The 25,697-nt window shown below is 62.2% G+C and carries 22 protein-coding genes and 1 pseudogene; 10 read left to right on the forward strand and 13 right to left on the reverse strand.

What is annotated here, in order from left to right; translation table 11 throughout:
- Positions 1 to 44: 44 nt before the first annotated feature.
- The 5 genes from rlmB to HMPREF1287_RS06605 are packed head-to-tail and all read right to left on the reverse strand — an operon-like array spanning position 45 to position 4,256.
- The gene (rlmB, locus tag HMPREF1287_RS06585) at positions 45 to 995 is read right to left on the reverse strand and encodes a 23S rRNA (guanosine(2251)-2'-O)-methyltransferase RlmB (protein WP_005279551.1); all 951 of its coding nucleotides are present in this window, start codon (positions 993 to 995) and stop codon (positions 45 to 47) included.
- A 60-nt stretch (positions 996 to 1,055) separates the two neighbouring features.
- Entirely contained in the window at positions 1,056 to 2,462 is a 1,407-nt protein-coding gene (gene cysS / locus HMPREF1287_RS06590) for a cysteine--tRNA ligase (protein ID WP_023017956.1), read from the reverse strand.
- 31 nt (positions 2,463 to 2,493) lie between these two features.
- Complete coding sequence (ispF, locus tag HMPREF1287_RS06595) at positions 2,494 to 2,982, reverse strand: 2-C-methyl-D-erythritol 2,4-cyclodiphosphate synthase (protein WP_023017957.1); 489 nt, start codon at positions 2,980 to 2,982, stop codon at positions 2,494 to 2,496.
- Positions 2,975 to 3,700 carry a 2-C-methyl-D-erythritol 4-phosphate cytidylyltransferase gene (gene ispD, locus HMPREF1287_RS06600; RefSeq protein WP_023017958.1) on the reverse strand — a complete coding sequence of 242 codons (726 nt, stop codon included), beginning with the start codon at positions 3,698 to 3,700 and terminating at the stop codon, positions 2,975 to 2,977. The genes ispF and ispD overlap by 8 nt, the downstream gene beginning before the upstream one ends.
- Complete coding sequence (locus tag HMPREF1287_RS06605; RefSeq protein ID WP_005279544.1) at positions 3,672 to 4,256, reverse strand: CarD family transcriptional regulator; 585 nt, start codon at positions 4,254 to 4,256, stop codon at positions 3,672 to 3,674. Before HMPREF1287_RS06605 ends, ispD begins: the two co-directional genes overlap by 29 nt.
- 192 nt (positions 4,257 to 4,448) lie before the next feature.
- Between HMPREF1287_RS06605 and HMPREF1287_RS06610 the strand changes: the two genes are divergently transcribed.
- Together HMPREF1287_RS06610 and radA are read left to right on the forward strand one after the other, a co-directional pair.
- Positions 4,449 to 5,048, forward strand: coding sequence for a hypothetical protein (locus tag HMPREF1287_RS06610; protein WP_005279542.1), 600 nt, complete (start codon positions 4,449 to 4,451; stop codon positions 5,046 to 5,048).
- A gap of 80 nt (positions 5,049 to 5,128) precedes the next feature.
- Positions 5,129 to 6,493, forward strand: coding sequence for a DNA repair protein RadA (radA, locus tag HMPREF1287_RS06615; RefSeq protein ID WP_023017960.1), 1,365 nt, complete (start codon positions 5,129 to 5,131; stop codon positions 6,491 to 6,493).
- 117 nt (positions 6,494 to 6,610) lie between these two features.
- Here the strand turns inward: radA and HMPREF1287_RS06620 are convergent, their stop codons facing one another.
- Both HMPREF1287_RS06620 and HMPREF1287_RS06625 read right to left on the reverse strand, forming a co-directional pair.
- A complete protein-coding gene (locus HMPREF1287_RS06620; protein ID WP_023017961.1) occupies positions 6,611 to 7,327 on the reverse strand; it encodes a hypothetical protein in 717 nt (238 codons plus the stop codon).
- Between the two features lie 10 nt (positions 7,328 to 7,337).
- The gene (locus HMPREF1287_RS06625; protein WP_023017962.1) at positions 7,338 to 7,997 is read right to left on the reverse strand and encodes a carbonic anhydrase; all 660 of its coding nucleotides are present in this window, start codon (positions 7,995 to 7,997) and stop codon (positions 7,338 to 7,340) included.
- A gap of 35 nt (positions 7,998 to 8,032) precedes the next feature.
- On the opposite strand from HMPREF1287_RS06625, the gene HMPREF1287_RS06630 reads away from it, so the two are divergent.
- Positions 8,033 to 8,887, forward strand: coding sequence for an A/G-specific adenine glycosylase (locus HMPREF1287_RS06630; RefSeq protein WP_023017963.1), 855 nt, complete (start codon positions 8,033 to 8,035; stop codon positions 8,885 to 8,887).
- Between the two features lie 40 nt (positions 8,888 to 8,927).
- Here HMPREF1287_RS06630 and HMPREF1287_RS12135 read toward each other — a convergent pair whose 3' ends face one another.
- Both HMPREF1287_RS12135 and HMPREF1287_RS06635 read right to left on the reverse strand, forming a co-directional pair.
- On the reverse strand, positions 8,928 to 9,098 hold the full coding sequence (locus HMPREF1287_RS12135; protein WP_081443674.1) for a DUF4236 domain-containing protein: 171 nt from the start codon (positions 9,096 to 9,098) through the stop codon (positions 8,928 to 8,930).
- A gap of 278 nt (positions 9,099 to 9,376) precedes the next feature.
- Entirely contained in the window at positions 9,377 to 12,253 is a 2,877-nt protein-coding gene (locus HMPREF1287_RS06635) for an ATP-dependent Clp protease ATP-binding subunit (RefSeq protein WP_023017965.1), read from the reverse strand.
- A 216-nt stretch (positions 12,254 to 12,469) separates the two neighbouring features.
- On the opposite strand from HMPREF1287_RS06635, the gene HMPREF1287_RS06640 reads away from it, so the two are divergent.
- On the forward strand, positions 12,470 to 13,837 hold the full coding sequence (locus HMPREF1287_RS06640; RefSeq protein WP_023017966.1) for a hypothetical protein: 1,368 nt from the start codon (positions 12,470 to 12,472) through the stop codon (positions 13,835 to 13,837).
- On the opposite strand, the gene HMPREF1287_RS06645 is transcribed toward HMPREF1287_RS06640, so the two are convergent.
- Both HMPREF1287_RS06645 and HMPREF1287_RS06650 read right to left on the reverse strand, forming a co-directional pair.
- A complete protein-coding gene (locus tag HMPREF1287_RS06645; protein WP_023017967.1) occupies positions 13,834 to 15,327 on the reverse strand; it encodes an integrase core domain-containing protein in 1,494 nt (497 codons plus the stop codon). The genes HMPREF1287_RS06640 and HMPREF1287_RS06645 overlap by 4 nt on opposite strands.
- Positions 15,328 to 15,680: 353 nt before the next feature.
- On the reverse strand, positions 15,681 to 17,102 hold the full coding sequence (locus HMPREF1287_RS06650; RefSeq protein ID WP_034654458.1) for an MDR family MFS transporter: 1,422 nt from the start codon (positions 17,100 to 17,102) through the stop codon (positions 15,681 to 15,683).
- 97 nt (positions 17,103 to 17,199) lie between these two features.
- On the opposite strand from HMPREF1287_RS06650, the gene HMPREF1287_RS06655 reads away from it, so the two are divergent.
- From HMPREF1287_RS06655 to crtI, 3 genes are all read left to right on the forward strand, one after another.
- Positions 17,200 to 18,636, forward strand: coding sequence for a GuaB1 family IMP dehydrogenase-related protein (locus tag HMPREF1287_RS06655; protein ID WP_023017970.1), 1,437 nt, complete (start codon positions 17,200 to 17,202; stop codon positions 18,634 to 18,636).
- A gap of 31 nt (positions 18,637 to 18,667) precedes the next feature.
- Entirely contained in the window at positions 18,668 to 19,519 is an 852-nt protein-coding gene (locus HMPREF1287_RS06660; protein WP_023017971.1) for a squalene/phytoene synthase family protein, read from the forward strand.
- Between the two features lie 69 nt (positions 19,520 to 19,588).
- Positions 19,589 to 21,181, forward strand: a complete 1,593-nt coding sequence (crtI, locus tag HMPREF1287_RS06665) for a phytoene desaturase family protein (protein WP_034654461.1) — start codon at positions 19,589 to 19,591, stop codon at positions 21,179 to 21,181.
- Positions 21,182 to 21,528: 347 nt separating this feature from the next.
- Here crtI and lysS read toward each other — a convergent pair whose 3' ends face one another.
- Positions 21,529 to 23,106 (reverse strand): lysine--tRNA ligase, encoded by a 1,578-nt coding sequence (gene lysS, locus HMPREF1287_RS06670; protein WP_034654464.1) that lies wholly within the window; start codon positions 23,104 to 23,106, stop codon positions 21,529 to 21,531.
- A gap of 316 nt (positions 23,107 to 23,422) precedes the next feature.
- Here lysS and HMPREF1287_RS12705 point away from each other — a divergent pair, with 316 nt between their 5' ends.
- The 3 genes and pseudogenes from HMPREF1287_RS12705 to HMPREF1287_RS06675 form a co-directional block, all read left to right on the forward strand.
- A complete protein-coding gene (locus HMPREF1287_RS12705) occupies positions 23,423 to 23,623 on the forward strand; it encodes a hypothetical protein (protein ID WP_232218824.1) in 201 nt (66 codons plus the stop codon).
- 316 nt (positions 23,624 to 23,939) lie between these two features.
- On the forward strand, positions 23,940 to 24,077 hold the full coding sequence (locus tag HMPREF1287_RS12835; RefSeq protein WP_349819793.1) for an IS3 family transposase: 138 nt from the start codon (positions 23,940 to 23,942) through the stop codon (positions 24,075 to 24,077).
- Positions 24,078 to 24,507: 430 nt separating this feature from the next.
- Positions 24,508 to 24,801: pseudogene (locus tag HMPREF1287_RS06675) on the forward strand (transposase); the annotation flags it as partial.
- A gap of 74 nt (positions 24,802 to 24,875) precedes the next feature.
- Here HMPREF1287_RS06675 and HMPREF1287_RS06680 read toward each other — a convergent pair.
- Positions 24,876 to 25,697: an ABC transporter ATP-binding protein gene (locus tag HMPREF1287_RS06680; RefSeq protein ID WP_023017975.1), complete on the reverse strand. Its 822-nt coding sequence runs from the start codon at positions 25,695 to 25,697 to the stop codon at positions 24,876 to 24,878.

Genomic DNA, 25,697 nt, shown 5'->3' on the forward strand with positions numbered 1-25,697 from the left:
GGTGGCGCTTATCCGTCGCGGCGAGCTGGCGCGGCGGGAATGGGTTATTTGTCGGCGACGCGGCGCTGGCGTGCGAACTCGGATAGCACCGAGCCCGCGGCAACGGAGGCGTTGAGGGATTCGACCCACCCGGTCATGGGAATGGACATGAGGACATCGCAGGTCTCGCTGACCAAGCGCGAAATGCCCTTGCCCTCGGAACCGATGACGATGACGACGGGATCCGTGCCGCCTTCATAGGTATCCAGCGTGTGATCGCCGCCGGCATCGAGGCCGACGACCTGGTAGCCGTTTTTCTGGAATTCCTTCACGGTGCGGGTGATATTCGTTGCGCGGGCGACCGGCAAGCGGGCCGCGGTGCCAGCCGAGGTGCGCCACGCGACCGCGGTGACAGAAGCCGAACGGCGCTCCGGGATGATCACGCCATCGCCGCCGAAAGCGGCCACGGAACGGATCACGGCACCCAGGTTGCGCGGATCGGTGATGTTATCCAGGATGACGAACATGCCGGGGCGCGGGTTCTCGGCGGCGTTGGCAATCAAATCCTCCACCGCGGCGTACTTATACGGCGGTATCTGCAAGCCGATGCCCTGGTGCATGCCATTTCCCGTCATGCGGTCCATCTCGTGGCGCTGGACCTCGATGATGGGGATATTGCGGGTATTGCACATGGACACGGCCTCAGAAAGCCGCTTATCGTTGCGCGTTCCAGCAGCGATGTAGAGCGTGGTGGCCGGCACCTTGGCGTGCAAACACTCGATGACCGGGTTGCGGCCCACCACCATCTCTGCGGTTTCTTTCTGGTGACGCCCAGAGTTGCGGCGCTCGCGCTCCAGCTTCGCCTTGTGCTTGGCGTGGTAGACGCGGTCCTCGGCCTTCGGGGTGGGTCCCTTGCCTTCTAGGCCCTTGCGTCGTTGGCCGCCGGAGCCTTTGGTAGCGCCCTTCTTATTCGTCTTGCGGATGCCCGCGCCACCGCGGCCATGGGTTCGTGCCATCGTTTCAGTCCTTTCGAGGAAACCGTTCAATAACCAGCGGAAATAACGGCGTAAAGCTTTCTAGCGCTGGGTCAACGACCACGTGGGGCCGTCTGGGGTATCGGTAATGGTGATGCCGGCGGCGGTAAGGCGGTCACGCACGGCATCGGCAGTAGCGAAGTCTTTTTCCGCGCGGGCCTGCGTGCGCCGTTCCAGTTCTGCCTGGACCAGCGCATCAAGCGCCGCGTCTGCCCCGCTAGCTTCGCCTCCATCTTCCCACTCCAGCGGGTCAAATCCAAGTACGTGCGCCATCCCGCGCACCTGGGCGGCCTTCGCGCGGGCGGCGTCCTCGTCCCCGGCGGCCAGGTCCTTATTACCCGCGCGCACGGTGGTGTGGATGGCAGCCAGCGCCTTGGGCACGGCGATATCGTCGTTCATGGCGTCCTCGAAGTCCGGCGTCCAGTCGCCGCATTCGACGCCTGCAAAGCGCTTGACGAAGTCCTCAATCCGCCGATACCCCGCCGCCGCCTCCGTCAGGGCGGATTCGGAGTATTCCAGCACCGAGCGGTAATGCGCAGAACCCAGGTAGTAGCGCAGCTCCACCGGGCGCACGAGCTCCAGCATGTTCGAGATGGAAAGCACGTTGCCGAGCGATTTCGACATCTTCTCGCCAGCCATGGTCACCCAGTGGTTGTGCATCCAGTAATTGGCAAACTTATCGCCGGCCGCGTGCGATTGCGCGATCTCGTTTTCGTGGTGCGGGAATTGCAGGTCCAAGCCGCCGCAGTGGATATCGAAATTGGAACCCAGGTAGTAGGTAGACATGGCGGAGCACTCCAAGTGCCAGCCCGGGCGGCCGCGGCCCCACGGGGTGGGCCAGCTCGGCTCGCCCGGCTTGGCGGCCTTCCACAGGGCGAAGTCGAGCGGGCTGCGCTTGCCCGCGTTATCTGACTCGCCCTGTTCCATCTCCTCGACGCGATTGCCAGAAAGCGCGCCGTAGTCGGATCCTTCCGCCTTGGTCCAGGCCTCGACGTCAAAGTACACGGATCCGGCCGCGCCATCGGGGGCGGGAACGGGGTAGGCAAAGCCGGCATCGATAAGCCGCTGCATGTACTCGACCATCTGGGTGACAAAACCCGTCGCGCGGGGCTCCACGGACGGCGGGAGTACGCCGAGCAGGTTATAGGCCTTGGTGAACTCGCGCTCGTAGGTGGACACCCACTCCCACCAGGGGCGATTATTCTCGGCGGCCTTGGTGAGGATCTTGTCATCGATATCGGTGACATTGCGTACGAGCGCGACGTCATAGCCTTGCGCGAGAAGCCAGCGGCGCAGGATGTCGAAAGCCACACCGGAGCGCAGGTGGCCGATGTGCGGCTGCGCCTGCGGGGTGGCGCCACACAAGTAGATGGAGGCGTGGCCGGGGCGAATCGGCTCGAAGTCGCGTTGGCTGCGGGTGGCGGTGTCAAAAATGCGCAAAGTACTCACGCCACCCAGTCTAAATCACCCGTGCGCGGGGTTAGTGTTGGCGCCGCCAGACAACGGCCGTTGCCACCGCCGCGCGGCCCTCTTTGCGGCCGGTAAAGCCCAAATGGTCGGTCGTGGTGGCAGAAATGGACACGTCGGCGCCGAGGATTTCCGAAAGTACGGCCTCGGCTTCCTCGCGGCGCGGGCCCATCTTCGGCGTCTGGCCAATCAGCTGGGCGGCGGCATTCCCAATGATAAAGCCTTCCGCTTCCAGCAGCTCGCGGCACTCGCGCAGGAGCTGGGCGCCGGAGACACCGTCGTATTCGGGCCGGCCCACCCCCACGAAGGAGCCGAGATCGCCGAGGTGGGAGGCGGAGAGGAGGGCATCGACAAGCGCGTGGGATACAACATCGCCGTCGGAATGGCCTTCGCAGCCGGGGGCATCATCGAAAAGCAGCCCCGCAATCCAGCAGGGCTTGCCGGCTTCTATCTGGTGGGCATCGGTCGCGATGCCAACGCGGGGAATGATGGGCTCAGTCATGCTGCTCCTCTGCAAGGGCGTGGGCCAGGGTCAGGTCCGTGGGGGTGGTGATTTTGAAAGCGAGGATATCGCCCGGCACGGTCTCCACGCGCTGGCCGTGCCATTCCATGAGGCTGGCATCGTCCGTGGCGGTGAAATCCGGCTGGTCACGCCAATAATCCAGGTTGGCCTGGCGCAGCGCGGCGAGGCGGAACCCCTGCGGGGTCTGCACGGCGCGCAGGCGGGCGCGATCGGGGGTGCCAACCACGGCGTTACCGGTAACTTCCTTGATGGTATCGGTGACGGGAACCACCGGAATGACGGCGGGCGCACCGGCAAGAACGCGCCGCGCCACGCGCTCGACCATCGCGGTGGGCGTAAGCGCACGGGCGGCATCATGGATGAGCACCACGGCATCCTCGTCCGGAATTGCCTGCAGGCCGGCCCAAATGGAATCGGCGCGCTCGCCGCGCCCATGCACCAGGCGCACCGGGATATCTGCGCCCACGCGCTTGACGATGCCCCCAGCTTCCCCCTCCATAGCCGGGCTCACCACCGCAATGACCTCGTCCACGAGGCCGGAGTTGGCCATGGTGCGTATGGATCGCTCCAGCAGGGTGCGGCCGTACAGATCGACGTAGGCCTTGGGCACCTCCGCGCCGAGGCGGGTACCTTGCCCGGCCGCGGCGATTAAGGCGATAACGCGGGGTTTAGTCTTCGTCGTCGAAGGAGAGGTCATCGAGATCGATGTCGTTGTCGATATCGGTGGTAATGGACTGGTCATCGACTAGACCTGCGGCGCGGTGGCGCTCGATGGTGGCGTCGATTTCTTCCATCATGGTATCGGCCTTTTTATCATCGACCGGCTGCGCCAGCGCCAGCTCACCCACCAGGATGGTGCGGGCCTTGCCCAGCATGCGCTTCTCGCCGGCGGACAGGCCGCGGTCCTGGTCGCGGCGCCACAGATCGCGCACTACTTCTGCGACCTTGTTGATATCGCCGGAAGCCAGGCGCTCCTGGTTGGCCTTGTAGCGGCGGGACCAGTTGCCGGCTTCTTCCACGTCCTCATCGCGCAGCACGGAGAAGACCTTTTCCAGGCCCTCCTTGCCCACGACATCGCGCACGCCGACGTTATCCGCATTCTTCTTAGGCACGCGGACGACGAGATCGGATTGGTTAATGTGCAGCACGAGGTATTCCAGCTCTTCGCCGCCCATTTCGCGGGTTTCGATATCCTCGATGACCGCCGCGCCGTGGTGCGGGTAGACGACGACCTCGCCGACCTTATATTCCATTGCCACTCCTTATAATCCCGTGAATATGCCGATAACTAAGGCCGCCATTTTATCACGCACGGCATGCCTACCACCGGATACCCCCGATTACCCCCACGGACTACCCGCTAGCTTAGCGAGAAACTGTGTACTTTATATCGAAAGGGACTAGGCTAAAGATTTGATAAGCCCTGAGATCGCAATTGATGGAGGATGCTCAACGTGCAGTCCCTGAAGTCCGCCGCCCGCCGCGGTGCCATTATTTCCGTTACCGCCGTCTCCGCTTTGGCGCTGGCTTCGTGCTCGGCAGGTCACGTCGCCCAGACGGCAGAGAAGGTAGCTGCGGTTGATGGTGCTTCTGCCAGCACCGATGACGATAAGATTGCCGTCCGCGATGTCACCATCCTGGCCGAGCCAGACGGTGGCGCCGCGTTGAAGTTCAACGCTGTCAACCAGGGCTATGAAACCGATGTCATCACCTTGAAGTCCGTGAAGGTGGACGGCCAGACCGTCGAGATGAAGCAAACCCAGCCGCTTAAGCGCGATCACTCCATCGTGGCGGACTCCCAGAAGAACCTGGACGCAACCCCGGATCACGATTCCGAGACCGTGCAGTACGTGGCCACCCACCTGGATAACGATGACTTTGGCTACGCCGGCCACCGCCCGGTAACCTTCGAGTTCTCCAACGGCACCATCGAGATCGACGCCACCGTCGCCGCCTCCCAGATGGAGTCCGGTAAGTACGACCGCGATGTGGAATCCCCAGAGGGCTACACCACCGACGCGAATACCGGTCACTCGCACCACTAAAAGCCCACCACACGCGCGCCCTACTCTGCGGAGTACGGGCGCGTTCGTCGTTTTGGCCGCCACGTTCTAGGCTCTACATCATGGCCAAAAAATCTCGCCCCATCCACACCTGCTCCGAATGCGGTTATGTCTCCCCCAAGTGGCTCGGGCGCTGCCCGGATTGCGGTTCGTGGGGGACGATGGAGGAAAAGGCGCCGGTGGTGGCGGGGGCATCGGCAAGCGGGGGGCATGCGAGCGTGGCGCCTGCGAGCCCGGTGCAGCCCATCACGCAGGTGGGCGCGCAGGCGACGAAGACGGTGCGCACGGGCATCGGCGAGCTTGACCGCGTGCTGGGCTCCGGCATCGTGCCGGGCTCGGTGGTGCTCATGGCCGGCGAGCCCGGCGTGGGCAAATCCACGCTGCTTCTCGAGGTCGCCTCCCGCTGGGCCCAGCTCGGCCGCACCGTCCTCTACGCCACCGCCGAAGAATCCGCCGGCCAGGTCCGCGCCCGCGCAGAGCGCACTGGGGCGCTGCAAGAATCGCTGTACCTCGCGGCCGAATCCAACCTGGACGCCGTCTTTGGGCACGTCGATGCTGTAAAACCCGGCCTCATCATCGTGGACTCCGTGCAGACCATGCACGCAGTGGGGGTAGAAGGCGTGCCCGGCGGCGTCGCGCAATCGCGCGCCGTGACCGCGGCGCTGACCTCGCTTGCGAAATCCACCGGCATCCCCGTGCTGCTGGTGGGGCACGTGACCAAGGACGGAAACGTGGCGGGACCGCGGGTTTTGGAGCACCTTGTCGATGTCGTCTTAAACTTCGAAGGCGACCGCCAGTCCAGCCTGCGCATGCTGCGCGGGATGAAAAACCGCTTCGGCGCGACCGACGAGGTGGGCTGTTTCGAGCAAACCACCGGGGGTATTCGGGAGGTCGCGGACCCGTCGGGGCTCTTCCTTTCCCACCGGGGTACGACGCCGGATGGCTCCGCGGTGACCGTCGCCATGGACGGCGTGCGGCCCATCCTAGCCGAGGTCCAAGCGCTGACCGTCGACCCTGTGGCGAAGAACCCGCGGCGCGTGGTCACGGGGCTCGATGCCAACCGCGTGCCCATGGTGCTGGCCGTATTACAGGCGCGCGCCGGCCAGCGCACGAACGACAAGGATGCGTATGTAGCCACGGTGGGCGGGGTGCGGATTACCGAAACCGCAACCGACCTCGCGGTGGCGCTGGCTACGTGGTCCTCGCTGCACGAGCAGCTGCTGCCGGCAAAGACCGTGGTCATCGGCGAGGTGGGCTTGGCCGGTGAGCTGCGGCCGGTGCCCAATGTTGAGCGGCGCCTGCAGGAGGCAGCGCGGCTGGGCTATAAGCGGGCGATCGTCCCGCGCGGGGAAATCAACCCCGTGGACGGCATGCAGGTGCGCCAAGTCGCGACGCTCGGCGAGGCCCTCGCTGCAGTCCAGCCGTAGTTCAACCGTAACTGGTGGCCGGTTCTTGCCGAGCTGTTGCCGAAGGCAGGGTCTTCCGGCGGCGCGGGCTCCCGCGCAGCCTGCTCCCGCGCGGCCGACTGCAAGGAGGCCGCGCGCTTAGCGGAGGGTGAAGTCCTGCGGCGGGGAGGAATTGTCGCCGATGACCGTGTGGGCGAAGTAGGCGCCTGGCTCGGCGGTCGGGCGGTCGGTGCACTTGCCCGGCTCGGACGCCTGGCGGGACCATTCGGCCTCGAATTTCAGGTCCTTGCCCGCGGGGAAGGTCTGCTCGCCGGTCTGCACGGAGGCGTAGCAATCGGTATCGGACCACACGCGCTGGTTATCGGCCATCTTGTAAACCTCGAAGCGCAGCGAGTTCTCATCTAGGTCGATCTTGCAATCCGCGGCGGTGGGGTTGGTGACGGTCATGAAGAACTTCGGCAGTTCGCCGTCCGGCACGGAGTAGTTAAGCATGGAGGTGCGCACCTCCAAATCCTCAAGCGAGCAGGTGTCCTTCGCGGCGTGCACGGATTCCTCGGGCTCCTTGCTTTCCGATGCCCCATCCTTGGCTTCCGACTCCGAGGCAGAATCGGATTCGGACTCGGACTCGGATTCGCTCGTCGAATCCGCGGACGTGGTGGAGGATTCGCTGGTAGTTTCTGCGGAGGTAGTTGCCGCCGAAGACTCTGAGGACGCGGCAACGGAATCGTCGCTTTCGCCGCCGAAGGCGGCCACCGCCGCCCAGATTAGCACCACGGCCAGGACGATCACGATGATAAGCGCGGCAACCCGGCGGCGCTTATAGATCTCTTCTGGAAGGGGCTTATTCTGGTTCACGCACTCAATTTTAAGTGGTAGACGCGCCAGGATCCGCTAAGCGCGCTCCGCGTGTCAACTCAACGCCGTAAGAGTACAATGGCTCCACGCGCGAGTCCTCGAGGAGGTAGCGGGCGCCGACGATGCCGAAGGAGCCATCGTCAAGCTGCTTGCGCACATTAGGGATGCTGGCCACGACCTGGGTGACGGTTTGGAGGGTGTGTTGGCGCTCGACATCGGCAAGCGTGGCATCAGGCCCCGCAGTCCACGCGGACGTCGCGACCTTCTCGATGATGGGTCGCTGCAGGCCGATGGGCAGCTCGCCGCCGCGGACAAAATCCACCGCGGCCGCCACCGCACCGCAGGACTGGTGGCCCAGGACCACCAACAGGTTGGGGTGCAGGTGGTCGAGCGCATAATCCAAGGAAGCCAACACGGAGGCATCCAGAATGTGGCCGGCGGTGCGGATGACAAAGGCATCGCCGAAACCGATATTGAAGATGTGCTCGATGGGCGCGCGGGAATCCGAGCAAGCCAGGACCACCACGCGGGGATCCTGGCCCTTGGTGAGCCCTTCGCGCTCATAAATCTTGTTGAGATCCATGATGGTGCCGTCGATGACGCGCTGGTTTCCGGCCTGGAGGGCCTCCCAGACGGCCTGCGGCTCGTGGGCAACGTTACTTAATGGCATGAAGTATATTTTAATGCCCTAGACTGTCCTGCGAGATGGATACGCACGCACTTCTTTCCTGGTTTGACGCCAATGAACGCGATTTGCCCTGGCGACGCCCCGGCACCTCCGCCTGGGGAGTGCTGATTTCCGAGGTCATGAGCCAGCAAACCCCCGTCGCGCGCGTCGCCCCCGTATGGGAGGAGTGGATGCGGCGCTGGCCCACCCCCGCGGACTTCGCCAAAGCCTCCCGCGCCGAGGTGTTGCGCGCTTGGGGCAAGCTCGGCTACCCGCGGCGCGCGCTGCGGCTCTGGGAGTGCGCGGGGGTAATGGACGAGGTTCCGTCAGACGTGGATGAGCTGCTGGCACTGCCTGGAATTGGCGACTACACCGCCCGCGCCGTGGCGTGCTTTCACTTTGGCCAGAATGTGCCGGTGGTCGATACCAACGTGCGCCGCGTCTATGCCCGCGCCGAGGACGGCAACTTTCTCGCCCCGTTGCCCTCCAAGCGCGAGCTCGCCGCTGTGGCCGCGCTGTTGCCCGAGCGCAACGGGCCGCGGTTTTCTGCCGCGCTCATGGAACTCGGCGCGCTGGTGTGTACTGCAAAAAATCCCGATTGTAGGCGCTGCCCCCTGCGCGCGACGTGTGCCTGGCAGCTCGCCGGGTGCCCCGAGCCTTCCGCCGCGGAACAAACCCGCGCGAAAAAGCGCGTGCAGAAATTTGCCGGGACCGACCGACAGGTGCGAGGCAAGATTCTAGACGTGCTGCGCGCCGCCGATCACCCAGTGCCGCAGTCCGCTATCGACGTGGTCTGGCCCGATGCCGCGCAGCGTTCCCGCGCGCTGGCTTCGCTGCTTGACGATGGCCTCGCCGAGCAAAACCCCGCCGGCCTCTTCCACCTGCCGAACTAACTGGCCGCCGGGCCGGTCAGCGTTAAAGCGCAGCGACTCGCTAACGCCAACGGCCGCGGAAGTTGAGTCCGCCCGGGAGGTTGACCCACATGCCACCGCGGGAATTAAAGGTCACCGGCCCAATCTTCGTGGACATGGAGGCACCGGATCCGGAAATGTTTATCCAGCTATTCTTGCCGGTCTTTTTGCGCGAACGATATTGAAGTCCCATAACGGGTCATTCTAGCAATACCCCCGTGCACGACGCTGCGCCACAGAACCATCGGGCCGCTGTACCGCCATACCGCCGGACAGAGATATTCCCCCCGGCTGGTGAGCAAATTGACCATGGGTGGGCGCATACGAAAACCACCCAGGGTTCGCGGTGGAACCGTGGGTGGTTATGTGGCGCCGCGCGCGGCCGGTAGGCGCGTAGCCGGCACGCGCGGGCCGGGCTGGGGCGCGGCGGGACGAGCCGAGCCCGAGCCGGGTCGGGGCTTGGCCGATTAGTTACATCGGCTGGCCAGCACCTGCTGGTGGCGGGTTCTTGCCATCATCGTCGGAGTTGCCGAGGCCCGGCTTTTCCGAAGGCACGTCCGGGGAAATGACATCCGGCTCGCCATTGGTGTCGATGCCGTCATTGTCGGAACCGGAACCGCCGTCCTTTGGACCGTTGCCTTCTGGGCCGCCGTTTCCGCCATCGTCGGGGCCGTTGCCGTCGCCGTTGTCACCGTCGGAATCGGAACCCGAATCGGAACCGTCGGCGGCGTCTTCGGAGGGGTCGTTGTCGCGCACGGAGGCATCGGCAAGCGAAGGCTCATCGATGTCATCCGGCAGCGGCTTCGGGCGCGGGGTGAAGGTGAAGGTAGCGCCGGAGTCGTCCTTGGACTCGCCGTCCCAGCCTTCGACGTCGACCGAGATGATCTCGCCGGCGCCAATCTCGCCGAAGAGGATCTTCTCCGAGAGCTGGTCCTCGATATCGCGCTGAATGGTGCGGCGCAATGGACGAGCACCAAGAACTGGGTCGAAGCCGCGCTGGGCCAGAAGATTCTGGGCCTTGTCGGTGAGCTCGATGCCCATATCGCGCTCCTCCAGCTGGGTGCCCACGCGGCCAATGAGCAGGTTAACCATCTGCACGATCTGCTCGCGGGTGAGCTGGTGGAAGACCACGACGTCATCGATACGGTTCAGGAACTCGGGGCGGAAGTGCTTCTTCAGCTCGTCGTTGACCTTCGCCTTCATGCGCTCGTACTGGGCGTCCGAATCGTTCTCGCTGGCGCCGGTAAAGCCCAAGCCCACCGGTTTCGAGATGTCCTGGGTACCCAGGTTCGAGGTGAAGATGAGGACGGTGTTCTTGAAGTCGACGACGCGACCCTGGCCATCGGTAAGCCGGCCATCTTCCAGCACCTGCAGCAAGGTGTTGTAGATCTCCTTGTGGGCCTTTTCGATCTCATCAAAAAGCACCACGGAGAACGGCTTGCGGCGAACCTTCTCGGTGAGCTGGCCGCCCTCTTCGTAGCCAACGTATCCCGGAGGAGCACCGAAGAGGCGGGAGGCGGTGAAGCGGTCGTGGAACTCACCCATATCGATCTGGATGAGGTCATCATCCGAACCGAAGAGGAAGTTAGCCAGCGACTTCGACAGCTCGGTCTTACCCACACCGGACGGACCGGCGAAGATGAAGGAACCGGAAGGACGGCGCGGATCCTTGAGGCCTGCACGGGTGCGGCGGATGGCGCGGGAGACGGACTTGACCGCCTCGTCTTGACCAATGATGCGCTTGTGCAGCTCTTCTTCCATGTTGAGCAGGCGGGAAGATTCCTTCTCCGTCAGCTTCAGCACGGGGATGCCGGTCCAGTGCGCCAGAACCTCAGCGATTTGGTCCTCGCCCACCTCGGCGATTTCCTCCAGGTCGCCGGAGCGCCACTGCTTTTCCTTCTCGGAGCGCTCCTCTCCCAGCTTGCGCTCGTCATCGCGCAGGCCGGCGGCCTTTTCGAAATCCTGGGCATCGATAGCCGCTTCCTTTTCCCGGCGGACTTCGGCGATGCGGTCATCGACCTCGCGCAGGCCCTTCGGGGCGGTCATGCGTTTGATACGCATGCGGGCACCGGCCTCATCGAGGAGGTCGACGGCTTTATCCGGCAAGAAGCGGTCATTGATGTAGCGGTCCGCCAGCTGCGCGGCGGCGTGCAGCGCCTCATCGGTGTAGGACACGCGGTGGTGCGCCTCGTACTTATCGCGCAGGCCCTTCAGGATGAGGAAGGTATCATCCAGCGAAGGTTCATCGACCTGCACCGGCTGGAAACGACGCTCCAGCGCGGCATCCTTTTCGATGTGCTTGCGGTACTCATCCAGGGTGGTAGCACCGATGGTCTGCAGCTCGCCGCGGGCCAGCTTGGGCTTGAGCAGCGAAGCGGCGTCGATGGCACCTTCGGCAGCACCGGCACCGACGAGGGTGTGGATCTCGTCGATGAACAAGATGATGTCCCCGCGCTGGTTAATTTCTTTAAGAACCTTCTTCAGGCGTTCCTCAAAGTCACCGCGGTAGCGGGAACCGGCGACCAAAGAACCCAGGTCAAGCGAGTAAAGCTGCTTGTCCTTAAGGGTTTCTGGGACCTTGCCGTTGACAATGTCCAGCGCCAAGCCCTCAACTACAGCGGTCTTACCAACGCCGGGCTCACCGATGAGCACCGGGTTGTTCTTCGTGCGGCGCGAGAGCACCTGCATGATGCGCTCAACCTCAGACTCGCGGCCAACGACGGGGTCTAGCTTGCCGTCCTTGGCCGCCTGGGTGAGGTTGCGGCCGAATTGGTCCAGCACGAGCGAGTTGGAGCGCTCGCCCGAGCCGCCGGAACCACCGCGTCCGCCAGCGCCGGCGCCGGAGCCTGCGCCCGCACCGATGGGGCCTGGGGCCTGATTCGAGTCGCCGCCGCCTTCTTGCTGGCCGCCCTCGTAGCCGGACAGCAGCTGGATAACCTGCTGACGCACGCGCGGCAGGTCCGCGCCGAGCTTCGTCAGCACCTGTGCGGCAACGCCGTCACCCTCACGGATAAGTCCGAGCAGGAGGAACTCCGTGCCGATATACTTGTGCCCCATCTGCAGGCCCTCGCGCAAGGACAGCTCGAGGACCTTCTTGGCGCGCGGGGTAAAAGGAATGTGGCCGGTGTGCGGCTGGCTGCCCTGGCCGATGATCTCTTCTACCTCACGGCGCACGTCCTCCAAGGAAATACCCATGGACTCTAGAGCCTTGGCGGCTACACCTTCTCCCTCGTGGATAAGGCCGAGCAGGATGTGCTCGGTTCCGATGTAGTTGTGGTTAAGCATGCGTGCTTCTTCTTGCGCCAAAACGATGACGCGACGAGCACGGTCTGTAAACCTCTCGAACATGACTCCCCTAAACTTTCGCTTCTAATGTGGTACCCACTGTAACGCCGCACGCCCCAAAGGATTTCCTCTTTTTGGCCCCCATTGGCCTATAAACGCCCCAAACCGCCCATACTCGCAGCTCACATGGGTGTACGCCGGTAGCGAACAGGGCCTTTTTGCCCTAGAATCTTCTTCATTCTCCCTGTCGCCTCGTAGATACAAAGGAATAAAACAGCCGTGCCGCACCTTCCCGAATTCTTTGCTTCCCAGCACAACCTGCACGAAAAGGCAGTGCTGGATGAGGGGCCCAACTCCACCCTTTTTGTCGTGGAGGATGGCTCCACGCACGAGGAATTTACGGTGGAGATCTTCGCGGCGGAGACAAAGGGCATCGTCAAGGCCTCTACCGCCCTGCACGGCCTGCACCACCCCGCGCTCGCCGCCCTGGTGGGTTCTGGCACCACCGCGGATGGCCAGGAGTTCTTAGTCCGCAAGGCCTGCTCGGGTACTGCACTGCCCACGCTTGCCGATGCCCCCACCAACTCCCACGCCCAAGAAATCCTCACCCCCGTGGCAGGCGCGGTGGATTTCCTGATTAGCCGCAACCGCGCGGATTTCGCCGTCCACGGGCTCAATGCCGATCGCGTGTTTGTGGATGAGGATAATAAGGTCGCCGTCCTCGCCGCCGCGGGTCCAGGCGGTGTCAACACCGCGAAGAAAACGACGGAGGAATCCGCCGAGAACGATGGGGAGAAATCGGCGGAGGAAACCGCCGAGAAAGCTGCGAAGAGCGTGACCGGCGCCGATGCCGTCCGCGCCTTCCAAAAACTCGTCGCCGCCACGTGCCCTTCCTTCACGCCGGAGGAGGATTATTCGAGCGCTAAAGAGGTCGTGGCGGCGCTGCGCCCCGAGCGCGATCTCGATACCTCTCAATTCCCATCGGTACAGGCCGAGGAACCCGAGCCCCAGCCGCAGCAACACTTCCCGCCGCAACCGCAGCAGCAGTTCCCGCCGCAGAACCAGGCGGGACCGCAGTATCAACAGCAATACCAGCAGCAATACCAACAGCAGCCGATGCCACCGATGAATGCGGCCCCGCCAAAGAAGAAGGGCAAGGGCGGGCTCATCGCGCTCATTTCCGTTCTGGCCGTCATCGCGGTGGCCGCCGCGGGAGCGTTGTGGTTCTTCCTGTCCTACCCCAGCTGGGATGCCAAGGAAAAGAACCTAGCGGATGCTTATCCGAGCCTGATTGGCTCGCGCAGCGGCCAAGACGGCGCGCTCGGCGCGGAGTGTTCCTCCCGCACCCCAGAGGACGGGCAAGAAGCGAAGATCACCTGCTCGGGGGATGGCTTCAGCTACACCGCCGCCTACTACCCCAGCGTGGAAGAACGCGATGCGGTCCTCCCGGATGCCGATCCGGTAGAGCTATCCAACGATAGGTGCACCATCCAAAGCTACGAGGCCTCAAAGGATCCTGTTATGTCCATGAGGTTTTTGGACTTGGAGTCCAGCTACTTTGTGGACTCGGAGTCTTGGGACTTTGTGGACGCGGAGTCTCCCCGCTTTTTGGACGGGGAGTCCACGGAGTTTTTGTACTGGTGCTAGCTTGGCTTCTTCCGGCGGCTTGGCCGTGGCCCAGAGAGGTTGGGTTTTAGCTCTGGGGGTTGTCGGTGCCACATGCCGACAACGTGGTTTATGTTGATTTGACCGCCGGGTGGACGCTGATTCAGTTGGATCGGTAGCGGAAATGAAAACAGTTTCTCACCGTCGTGATCAGTAAAAAATTCCACATAGTCATCGGCTACGCTGCTGTAGATGGCTCGATTTTTGAAGCGCAGCCCGACGTAGAGGCCGTGCCCCATGACGCGTACCACCCCGCTTTTGTTGATCCACAGCTTGTCCGGGATAGGCCAGAGTGCATTTACACCGGTAGAGCTTGGCATTACGGTTGAGGAATCGGCATGGGGTGTATCTTGCTGGATTGCCTGAGTGTCGTTACTTGGTGCCCTGTCTGAAGCTGCAACTTCAGGCAGGGCATTATCTGTTGCGACCACTGTGTCGGCTGCTAAGGCATCTGCCTGGTTGTCGGGGTGAATCCGGTGATATTGTTTCGCGATTTTTGTCCATAAAACATCTGGGTCAATCGGCTGCGTCGGTGGCTGGGCATGCGAGATAATCTCCCAGGCTTGGGCTGGGGTGATGTGCATCTTGCCCCTGAGAAGTCCTTGGTGGCGACGGCGTGTGTTGTAGAAGTTGCGGTAGTCGACAATCAGCTGTTGGACCTGCGCCAGCGTCGTCGGGGTACGAGCATCCAAAAACCTGGTCATGGTTTGGTGCGATCGCTCGTCTTTGCCTTGCGTCGTGGGAGCAAAGCCCGCACTTGATTGAACTCCCAGGCTGGCGAGCCAGCGTTCGGTTTGCGACAGCCGGCCGCGATGGTAGGTGGCAAAGGCATCACCGTTGTCAGAGAGGACTTCTTGGAAAAGTCCGTAAGCATCAATGGCTCCACTTAGCGTGATGCGGGCATCGGTGCCGTTTTCTGGAGTTCCAAAAGCTTGGGAGCCGACGTCGAAGCGGCTGGCATCGTCGACGACTTGGTAGATAGTCACTTGCGTGTGAGGCACATCGAAGAGTCTGTAGGCAAACGCATCGATCTGCCACAGTTCATTGACTTCGCCCCTGGCAAAGTGCCTGTAGTACTTACGCGGTCGTTTACGTGCATTGATGTCAGCGACGCCAGCCTCGTGCAACCATTGTGCGATTAAAGCTCGTGACGGTGGTTGGTCGTAGCCGAGTTCGTCGAGGAAGAAGTAGAAGATTGACCATGGGCCGCAGTCTTGGCCGCGGGCTTTTAACGTACCGCGAGCTTGCAGGACCTGTTGTCGAATCTTGTCATCGTAGACCCGTCGCGGGTTCAGCGGTGCCGTGCTGTCGGGCACGATGCCAGCCCGCCCGCGTTCGGCGATACGTGCTTTGATGTTGTAGTACGTCTGCTTCGATACGCCGATGTTCTTGCAGAACTGCTGGACCGTGATGCCCTCACGGATGGGGTCGAAATCCGCTATCTTCTTGCGGAGAGTAATGGGAATTGCCATCCCCACATTGTCAAGAAGCCAGAGTCCAAAAAGTCGTTAGACATCCTGTCCATAAACTTCCTGGACTCCGCGTCAAAAAACTAACTGGACTCCGCGTCCAAAAAGTCAATGGACTCCGAGTCCAAAAAGTCACTAGACATCACAGGCCTCAAAGGATCCGATGACCTACGTCATGGCCGTGGAAGGTACCCAGTCTATCTTCATGGTGTGGGGCGACGATGCAGAAGACGCGCGGCTCAAGCTGCCGCTGTGCGCGCAGTAGGCGCCGCAAGGAAACCGGCAGCGGGCTAGCCGGGAACGCCCGCGCGGAGGCCAATCCTTCGGCGCGTCGGGCGCCGTGCAACGTCACGGCGCTAGTCGGCGGCGGGCACGCGCTTGAGCAGGGGCGCTAGCACGAGCACGAAAAGCGAGAGCACGCCGGCGAAAAGGAAGGCCCAGTGCGCGCCTTGGGCGGTGGCGGCGGCCTCGCTCATGCCCTCGGCTTGGCCGGATTTGGTGCCGCTGGTCAAAAAGGCCACGAGGAAGGCGGTACCCGCCGCGCCGGCCAGCTGCTGCAGCGTATTTAGAATGGCGGAGCCGTGCGAATAGAGGTCATCGGGAAGCGAGGACAGCGAGACCGTCATCAGCGGGGTCATCATGAGCGCAATACCCACGGCGAACAGGATATGTATGCCGATGACCATCCACACCTCGCTGTTTTCTGTCAGCAGGGTCATCAACCAGATGCCGGTAGAAAACATGATGGCGCCGGGAATCAACAGGGGCCGGGGTCCAAGGGCGTCATAAATCCGCCCCACAATCGGGGAAATACCGCCCTGCAGGAGGCCGCCGGGCATCACCACGAGGCCGGTGACCAGCGAGGATACCGCCAGCGAGGTCTGCAGATAAATGGGCAAGATATTCACCGTACCCAGCAGCAGGGCGAACATGAGCAGTATGGCGATGACCGCGAGGGTGAAATTGCGGACCTTGAACGGGCGCAGATCCAAAAGCGCGCGATTTACCTTGGCCAGCCGGAGTTGGCGCACGGTAAAGGTGATGAGGGCGAGGATGCCGAGGAGGAGCAGGAGGGCATCGGCAAGCGAGCCGCCCTCCACCATCTTTTCGATGGACGATAGGCCATATATAAGCCCGCCGAAGGCGAGGGCGGATAGGAATACCGACGGGATATCGAGCGGAGTATCCCTGCGCTCGCCCACGTTGACCAGGCGGAAGTAGCCGGCGATGCTGATGGCGGCGATGAGCGGGACCATGGTCCAGAAGATGACGTGCCAAGTCGCCATGCTCAAGATGAACCCGCCGACGGTGGGGCCCAAGGCCGGCGCCACGGAGATGACCACGGTGATAATGCCCATGACGGTGCCGCGGCGTTGCGGTGGAACCAGCGTCATGGCCACGGTCATAAGGGTGGGAATCATCAGCGCGGTACCGGCGGCCTGCAGCACGCGGCCGACAAGGAGCAGCCCAAAGGCCGGGGCGAGGGCCGCCAACACCGTGCCCGTGAGGAAAACGCCGGTAGAGGCGCCAAAAATCTGCCGGGTGGTGAATTTATCCATCAGGAACCCGGTGGTGGGAATGACCACACCCATGGTGAGCAAGAAGCCGGTCAGCAGCCACTGCGCGGAAGTCGCCGGGATGGAGAAATCCGCCATGATGGTGGGCAGCGCCACCGAAAGCGCGGTTTCGTTCAAAATCATCACCATCGCGGAGAGCACCAAGATGGTGAGGTTGGCTATGACCTCTGCGGAGATTTTCGGGGCGGGATTCTGAGACACCAAATCAGGATACTGAGTTGGCTTAACCTGCAAAACTTGGGGCGTATGATTTAGATGTCTTTTCCTGCACCCTCGATTCACGTTAGGCAATCCCACAGTGCATTTCCTCAATGATTCCCGCCCACCCTACGAGCTGACCTACTCGGATGTATTTATGGTGCCGAATCACTCGGATGTTGGCTCGCGGCAGGCGGTCGACCTCACCGCAGCCGATGGCACGGGCAATACCATCCCGCTCATCGTGGCGAATATGACCGCGGTGGCTGGCCGCCGCATGGCAGAGACCATCGCCCGGCGCGGCGGCATGGCCATCCTGCCCCAAGACCTCAGCCTGGAGGCCGCGGCGGAAACGATCGCCTCGGTGAAGGCCGCCGACCTGGTCTATGACACCCCTATCACCATCAAGCCGCACCACACGGTGGGCTATGCCAGCAACCTGTTGCACAAGCGCGCCCACGGCGCGGCCATCGTGGTCGACGGTGCGCTGCCCGTGGGCATCATTACGCCAAAGGATCTGCGCGGGCAGGATAATTTCACCGCCGTGGGCGAGCTCATGACCACGGATTTGGTGACCCTGCCGGTGGGCATCGACCCGCAGGAGGCCTTTACCCGCCTGCGCACAACCTCGCGCAAGCTCGCCCCAGTGGTCAATCCGGATGGCACGCTGGCGGGCATTTTGACGCGCAAGGGTGCGCTGCGGGCGACGATGTATCAGCCGGGCATCGACAAGCAGGGGCGCCTGCACATCGGTGCCGCGGTGGGCATTAATGGCGACGTTGAGAGCAGGGCGCGGGCGCTTGCCGATGCCGGCGCTGACCTCCTCGTCATCGATACCGCCCACGGGCATCAAGACAGCATGCTGGCGGCGCTGCGCAAGGTCAAGGCCCTGGATCTGGGCCTGCCGATTGTTGCTGGCAACGTGGTCACGGCCGCCGGCGTGCGCGAGCTGGCCGCGGCGGGCGCGGATATTATTAAGGTCGGAGTGGGCCCCGGCGCGATGTGCACCACCCGCATGCAAACCGGCGTGGGACGGCCGCAATTTTCCGCCGTGCTGGAGTGCGCCGCCGCGGCCCGCGAAGTCGGCGCGCACGTGTGGGCCGATGGCGGCGTGCGCGATCCCCGGGACGTGGCCCTGGCGCTGGCTGCGGGCGCGTCCAATGTGATGATTGGCTCCTGGTTCGCCGGCACCTTTGAATCACCCGGTGACCTGCACAAAGACGCCGATGGCTCGTTCTACAAGGAATCGTTCGGCATGGCCTCGCGCCGGGCGGTGCGCGGGCGCAATTCCGCCACCGAAGCCTTCGAGCGCGCCCGCCGGGAGATGTTTGAGGAAGGCATTTCCACCTCCCGCATCTACCTCGATCCGGAGCACGGCGGCGTGGAGTACTTGGTGGACCGCATCATCTCCGGCGTGCGCTCATCCTGTACTTATGCCGGGGCCGATTCGCTGGCTAGCTTCCACGAGCGCGCCACCGTGGGCGTGCAATCAGCCGCCGGCTTTGCCGAGGGCCAGCCGCGGGCCACCAACCGCTAGGGTGATTCAGGCGCGTGCTACTTTTGCAAGTATGTTGACTCGCTATGACCAGGCGGCCTCGCGCGCGGCCGCGCAGGTTATGGGGCAGTATTCCACCAGTTTTTCCCTGGCCACGCGCCTGTTGCGCGGGCGGGTGCGCGAAGACATCCGCCACCTTTATGCCGTGGTGCGCATCGCCGACGAGCTTGTCGATGGCACCGCTGACCAAGCCAGCATCGATGCCGCCGCCGCGCTCGACGCCTACGAGGCCGCTATCCTGGCAGCGCCCGAGAAACGGCTGCACACCGATCCCGTCGTGCACTCCTATGCCATTACCGCCAGGCGCTGCGGATTCCAGCGCGAGCACCTCGTGGCCTTTTTCGATTCCATGCGCGCAGACCTTAACCAGCGGGAGTATTCCGCTTCCGAGCTCGCCAAGTATATCTACGGCTCCGCCGAGGTCATCGGCCTATTGTGCGTGCAAGTCTTCCTAGCGGAAGAGACCGTCTCTGCCGCCGACCGCGCCGCGATGGACCGCGGTGCGCGCCACTTGGGCTCCGCGTTTCAAAAGATTAACTTCCTGCGGGACCTGGGCGAGGACTCCTCGGTCCTCGGCCGGGCCTATTTCCCGCAGGCTGCTGGTGGCGTGCTTTCCGAGGCCGCCAAATCCGCCCTCATCGCCGAAATCCGCCGCGAGCTCGCCGCCGCCGAAGAAGCCATTAACCTCTTGCCGCTTTCCGCCCGCGTTGGCGTGCGCGCGGCCGCCGATATCTTTGCCGAGCTCACCAACCGGCTCGCTGCTACCCCCGCCGCGGAGTTAAACACCACCCGCATATCCGTGCCGAATCGCACCAAGGCGTGGCTGGCCGCCCGCGCCGTGCGTGCGGTGCGCGCGGTGCGGTAGTGCACCGCGCGTAGATGGGCTCACGCGTAGATGAAGGACCCCCGAAGAAGACTGCAGACTAAGGAGAATATGATGCGCGCCGTTGTCATCGGGGCCGGCATCGCCGGCCTGGCTACCGCTGCCCTACTGGGCAAAGAGGGCTACGAGGTCACCGTCGTAGATTCCCTAGACGAGGTCGGCGGGCGCGCGGGCAGCTATACGGAGGCCGGGTTCCGCTGGGATACCGGACCGTCCTGGTACCTCATGCCGGAGGCCTTCGACCACTTCTTTTCCCTCTGCGGCACCTCAACGGAGGCGGAGCTCGACTTGGTGGGCCTCTCGCCCGATTACCGCGTCTTTACCGGTACTACCCCCGTGGACGTGCACTCTGGCGTGCAGGAAGTTGCCGCGCTTTTCGAGTCCCTCGAGCCCGGCGCGGGCCCACGCATACGCACCTATTTGGACGAGGCCGATGAGGTCTACCGCATGGCGCTAGACCATTTCTTGTACACCACCTTTTCCGCCCCGCTCAACCTGGTGCACCGGGATATCCGCAGCCGCCTGCGGTGGATTGCCGCGCTGCTGAGCACGAGCCTGCAGGATCACGTAAATGATCGCTTTTCCGATACCCGCCTGCGCCAGATTTTAAGCTACCCCGCGGTCTTTTTATCCTCCGAGCCCGCCGCGGCCCCCGCGCTGTATTCGCTAATGAGTCATACCGACTTGGTGGAGGGCGTGCGCTATCCCCAGGGCGGTTTCGCGGCCGTCGTCGAAGCCATTCATCGGCAGGCGCAGAAGTTCGGCGCTACCTTCCGCTTGGGCGAGGAGGTCACCGCCATTACTACCACCGCAGGGGCTTCCCGCCGCGCTAAGCGTTGGCCTTTTGCCGGCGCAACTTCTCCCCGGGTTACGGGCGTGCGCACCAATAAGGGCACCATCGCCGCCGATATCGTGGTCTCTGCCGCGGACTTGCACCATACCGAAACCCAGCTGCTCCCGCCGAAGCTGCGCACCTACCCGGAACGCTATTGGGCTCGGCGCAACCCGGGACTCGGCACGGTGCTCGTATTGGCCGGTGTAAAGGGCGCGCTGCCGCAGCTGGCGCACCACACGCTGCTTTTTAGCGAGGACTGGGATCCCGATTTCCGCGCGGTTTATTCCGGTCCGGAGCCCACCCGCCCACTGGGCGCTTCGCAGTCCATCTACATCTCAAAGACCTCGGCCACCGATCCGGATGTAGCCCCCGCGGGCCACGAGAACCTCTTCCTGCTCATCCCCGTCCCGGCATCCCAGACGCACGGCCACGGCGATACCTACCACGCCGAGGCTTCCCCGCGTGTTGCCGCGATTGCCGATGCCGCCCTCAACCAGCTCGCCCACACCGCCAACATTCCTGACCTGCGCGAGCGAATCACCATCACGCGCAGTCTCGGACCGGCCGACTTTGCCGAGCGCTACCATGCCTGGTCCGCCGGCTCTATCGGGCCGGCGCACACCCTTTTCCAATCCGCCTTCCTGCGGGGGCGCAATGCCTCGCGCAAGGTGGCTGGCCTCTACTACGCTGGTGCGACCACCGTGCCAGGCGTCGGCGTGCCGATGTGCCTGATTTCTGCAGAAAACATCATCAAGCGCCTGCGTGATGACCGCTCCGCTGGCCCGCTTCCCACAGATGATGATGCCTGAGGCCGCTCGCCGGCTCGTTCTCCACTTACCGCTCACTTCTCGCAGCGCAACCTCCTTTGTGCAGACTCCGGTGTGCAACCTTCGATGCACAACCTCCTTTGTGCACCCTCCTATGCAATAGGTCCTCGGTGCTAACTGAGCAAACTTGGCCCTGAAATGTAGCATTTTTCGCTCAGATATCACCGAGGAGGTTGCACTTTTGTGAAGTCGATAGAAGTACGTAGATGTAGGCGGAAGTAGGGAGAAGTAGGCACACAAAAAGGCTGCAGCCAAAGGGAGGCTGCAGCCGGTGTCGGGGCGCTAACGTGTGCCCGCGTGGGCGGGCACCGAGTGGGCGCCGGGTATGGCTACTTCTGTTCTGGCTTTACCAGCGGGAAGAGCACGGTCTCGCGGATGCCCAGGCCGGTCAGGGCCATGAGCAGGCGGTCCATACCCATGCCGGTGCCGGCCGTAGGTGGCATGCCCTGCTCCATCGCGGCGAGGAAGTCCTCGTCCAAAACCATGGCTTCCTCGTCGCCTCCGGCGGCCAGGCGCGCTTGATCCTCAAAGCGCTCGCGCTGGACGACGGGATCGACAAGCTCTGAATAGCCGGTGGCCAGCTCGAAGCCGCGCACGTAAAGGTCCCACTTTTCGGTCACGCCGGGCTCGGAGCGGTGCTGGCGAGTTAGCGGGGAGGTCTCTACCGGGAAGTTCTTGACAAAGATGGGGCCTTCCAGCTGGTCCTCGCACAGGACCTCCCAGATTTCCTCCACCAGCTTGCCGTGGCCCCAGCCCTCGCCCTGCGGCACGTCGAGGCCGATAACCTTGGCAATGCCCTTCAGGGTCTCCACGTCGGTATCGATGGTGACCTCCGGCTGGCCGGGGAATTTACGCTGCAGGGCCTCGTTCAGGGAAGGGTACATTTCGATTTCGGGCCATTGCTCGCCGCCGAAGTCGAAATCGGTGCCATCGGCAAGCGTGACGGTAGTGGAACCAAAGACCTCGCGGGCAACAGACTGGATGGACTCGCGGGTCATGCGGGCGCAATCGTTGTAATCACCCCAGGCGGCGTAGGTCTCCAGCATGGCGAACTCCGGCGAGTGAGAACGGTCCACGCCCTCGTTGCGGAAGTTGCGGTTGATTTCAAAGACGCGGTCGATGCCACCGACGACGGCGCGCTTCAAGTACAGCTCCGGGGCAATGCGCAGGTAGAGGTCAATATCGAGCGCATTGGAGTGGGTGATAAACGGGCGAGCGGCCGCACCACCGTGCAGGGTCTGCAGCATCGGGGTTTCGATCTCTACGAAGTCCTGGCTTTCCAGGTAATTGCGCAGCGCGCGCATGACCTTCACGCGCACCATGGCGTTCTTGCGGGCCTCTTCGCGGATAATGAGGTCGTTATAGCGCTGGCGCACGCGGGTATCTTCAGCCATATCCGCGAAGGACACCGGCAGCGGGCGCAGGGACTTGGCCGCCATGGTCCATTCCTCAGCCATGATGGACAGCTCGCCGCGGCGGGAAGCAACCACGTGGCCGCTAACGGAGATGAAGTCGCCCAAGTCCACGTCGGACTTCCAGGCATCGAGGCGCTCCTTGCCCACCTTGGCCTGCGAAAGCATAGCCTGCATCTGGGTGCCATCGCCGTCCTGCAAGGTGGCAAAGCACAGCTTACCGGTATTGCGCATGAAGATAAGGCGGCCAGCGATGGCGTGGGTGACCTCGGTTTCCTCACCAGCGGCCAGGTAGGTCACGCCCTCTTCATTGCCCGGCTCTTCGCCCTCGGCCACTACGCGGAAATCATGGCGCAGATCCTTTAGCGCGATGGTGCGCTCGACGGATACCGGGTAGGCCTCCACGCCGGATTCGAGCAGGCGGTCGCGCTTTTCGCGGCGGATGCGCAGCTGCTCAGGGACATCGTTTACTTCAGTATTCTTCTGCTCGCTCACGTTAGCCAAGGGTAGTCGATCCCGCCCGCTACCCGCGATTTGGCCCAGCCATGTCTGCCAAAGCAACGAAAGAGCGCACAGACAGCAAGTACACACCATGACGCTGTATCAACCGAGAACATTAACGATTCCTACAAAATATCGTTTAGCCCTCGTTTAAGCCTGCGCTTCCCCACCTATAAAAAGAATCCGGCCCTGAGATACTTACTCAGCGCCGGTATTCTGTAGCTGCGGGTACTGTCCCGCTCTATAGCTAAGTTTTTATACCTATTCTAAAAGGAAAACAAGTGTGTGATGCCTAAATTGACATATTGAAGTGTCCCAGGTTTTGTTCCGTTTGAGTAGATGGGAAAATCTGGAACATGCCAAGAAAAATTTTGATCAGGATTTAAAGGACCGTGTGGTTCGTCTTGTAGAGGACCGCATCATGGCGGAAAACATGTCAATGCGCCCCGCATGCCAGGCAGTAGCTCCAAAGTTGGGGGTTTCATGGCACACAGCTCGTCAATGGACTTAAGCCTGCTCGCCGTGCAGGAAGAACCCCAGAACCTGTTCCTGAAGACGTGGCTGCCGAAAATGCCAGGCTACGCCGCGAAAATCACCAGCTTCGAGATACCAACGAGTTGCTGAAGGCCGCGTCAGCTTTTTCGCCTCACGACCAGGCCCCAAGCCTCGATTATGATCCGGTTCATCGATAAATACCGGAATTGTTTCTCTGTCGAGTTCATCTGCAAGACGTTGAAAAATAACCGGGCTGGCGGGTTTATCACCTCGCGTGGTTATCGCCAGTCCAAAGCCCGAGGGCTTAAGTGCTCGTCGCCTTCGTGACGGTTGTGCTAATTGAACGCATTAGTGCTATTCATCGGGATAATGACGGTGTCTTAGGCGTGCGGACAATGTGGCATGCACTTCACCGTGATGGAATCTGTTGTGACCGGCTATTTGGTAGCAGTGTCGTGACCATCCGGTAGCGCTTGAGTGTGAAACCGGTAGCAGTTCACAATGCTCGGGACGCTTCATTCCGGGAGATACACCGCTCGGGTGCGGCACGTACCGGAAGGACTCCGGTTACGACGGATTACCGTGCGGTGATAGCGCTGTCAGATGCGAGGTTTTGGTACCGGTGTACTGGGGACTCGGTACTGCTGTGTTCTGGGTAGTTGGTACTGCGGCGGGCCGACGGAGTCGGCTCGGCTGTTTCCTTTATTCGTCCGGTTCTATTGGGGAGGTGGCTTTGCACATGTCAAAGTCTCCTATGCAGATTCGGTGGCCGCTATTGAGAGAGTGTCTAATGGTTTGTGTGTAGGTTCCCAACCTGCATAAGGAGATAAGCCAGAATGACTAGTGTGGCACGACGAGATCTAAGTTGATAAGGCCAAGATTGATGCGATTGAAAAGAAGCTTCTTGCTAACCCTGAAATCGCGAAACTGATTGATGACCTAGGCACGTCTACAACGGATGCCAACGACCTGGTTCGGGGCATGTTGCAAGTCTCGATCACTAGAGGTTTAAATGCTGAGATGGATGCCCACCTTGGCTATGAGTCCGGCGATAGGGAAGGCAAAGCTGCTGCTGGAACAGACAGTTACCGCAACGGCGCCTACCCGAAAACCGTGGATTCTAACTACAGGCCAGTGACCGTTGGTGTGCCGAGAGATCGGGCTGGAACATTCTTGCTGACTATGGTCCCTAAGGAGTTGTCAAAAGATAAGTGTGCGGTTCGAGTCGACCTTATGGCCTAGATCGTTTTCCATTACTACGTGTTCCTTTAAAGAGATTTATCTTCTTCCTTCTGGGATCCGAAAAGTTCAGGAGCGTGAACGGAAATGGGTATGGGGAAGCGTCGACCGGTAGATGGATCAGTCATCTCTAGGCACTCAACATGGAAGGTTTCGCGTACGAGTTCAGCGGTCATAACTTCCTCGGTGGGCCCTTCGGCCACAATGCGCCCCTCACGCATAGCTACGATTCGATCGGCGTAACGCGCGGCATGAACCATATCGTGGACCACCATGACCACCGTAGTCTCGGCACGGTTAAGCTCTCGGATGAGGTCCAAGATGGACAATTGGTGCGCGGGGTCGAGGTAAGTAGTTGGCTCATCAAGCAAGGTAATTGGTGTTTCTTGCGCCAACGTCATAGCGAGGAAAACGCGCTGGCGCTGGCCGCCCGAAAGGTCTGCGGCGGGGGTATCAAGCAGCTCGCTCACCCCAGCACGTCTGGCTGCACGCTCAACCGCTTCATGATCTCCGGCCCGCATCGTTGCTAGCGCCCCCGTATAGGGATAGCGGCCGTAGCCGATGACATCGCGCACTACTACACCTTCCGGGGCCACGGGGTGTTGTGGCAGGAAAGAAACTTCCCGGGCAAAAGCGCGCGAGGAATACTCGCTGATATCTTTTCCTAAGAGGTAGGCTGCACCTGAGCTGGGTGTAAGTTGGCGGCCCAAGGTCTTGAGAAGCGTCGACTTACCGCAGCCATTTGGCCCGATAAGGGCAGTTACTTGACCGCTGGCTAAGTGGAGATTTACATTCTTAACCACATCTGGACCACCGTAGCCCACGGTTAATGCGCTACACGTCAGTGTCAT

It is taken from the genome of Corynebacterium sp. KPL1986 (genome assembly GCF_000477975.1).
In the GTDB taxonomy this organism is placed as follows: Bacteria; Actinomycetota; Actinomycetes; order Mycobacteriales; family Mycobacteriaceae; genus Corynebacterium; species Corynebacterium accolens.

Bases quoted from the DNA above. Each gene is read 5' to 3' on its own strand.
- rlmB (WP_005279551.1), bottom strand. From the start codon at position 995: ATGGCACGAACCCATGGCCGCGGTGGCGCGGGCATCCGCAAGACGAAT.
- ispF (WP_023017957.1), bottom strand. From the start codon at position 2,982: ATGACTGAGCCCATCATTCCCCGCGTTGGCATCGCGACCGATGCCCAC.
- ispD (WP_023017958.1), bottom strand. From the start codon at position 3,700: ATGACCTCTCCTTCGACGACGAAGACTAAACCCCGCGTTATCGCCTTA.
- HMPREF1287_RS06605 (WP_005279544.1), bottom strand. From the start codon at position 4,256: ATGGAATATAAGGTCGGCGAGGTCGTCGTCTACCCGCACCACGGCGCG.
- HMPREF1287_RS06610 (WP_005279542.1), top strand. From the start codon at position 4,449: ATGCTCAACGTGCAGTCCCTGAAGTCCGCCGCCCGCCGCGGTGCCATT.
- radA (WP_023017960.1), top strand. From the start codon at position 5,129: ATGGCCAAAAAATCTCGCCCCATCCACACCTGCTCCGAATGCGGTTAT.
- HMPREF1287_RS06625 (WP_023017962.1), bottom strand. From the start codon at position 7,997: ATGCCATTAAGTAACGTTGCCCACGAGCCGCAGGCCGTCTGGGAGGCC.
- HMPREF1287_RS06630 (WP_023017963.1), top strand. From the start codon at position 8,033: ATGGATACGCACGCACTTCTTTCCTGGTTTGACGCCAATGAACGCGAT.
- HMPREF1287_RS12135 (WP_081443674.1), bottom strand. From the start codon at position 9,098: ATGGGACTTCAATATCGTTCGCGCAAAAAGACCGGCAAGAATAGCTGG.
- HMPREF1287_RS06635 (WP_023017965.1), bottom strand. From the start codon at position 12,253: ATGTTCGAGAGGTTTACAGACCGTGCTCGTCGCGTCATCGTTTTGGCG.
- HMPREF1287_RS06645 (WP_023017967.1), bottom strand. From the start codon at position 15,327: ATGGCAATTCCCATTACTCTCCGCAAGAAGATAGCGGATTTCGACCCC.
- HMPREF1287_RS06660 (WP_023017971.1), top strand. From the start codon at position 18,668: ATGTTGACTCGCTATGACCAGGCGGCCTCGCGCGCGGCCGCGCAGGTT.
- crtI (WP_034654461.1), top strand. From the start codon at position 19,589: ATGATGCGCGCCGTTGTCATCGGGGCCGGCATCGCCGGCCTGGCTACC.
- HMPREF1287_RS06680 (WP_023017975.1), bottom strand. From the start codon at position 25,697: ATGACACTGACGTGTAGCGCATTAACCGTGGGCTACGGTGGTCCAGAT.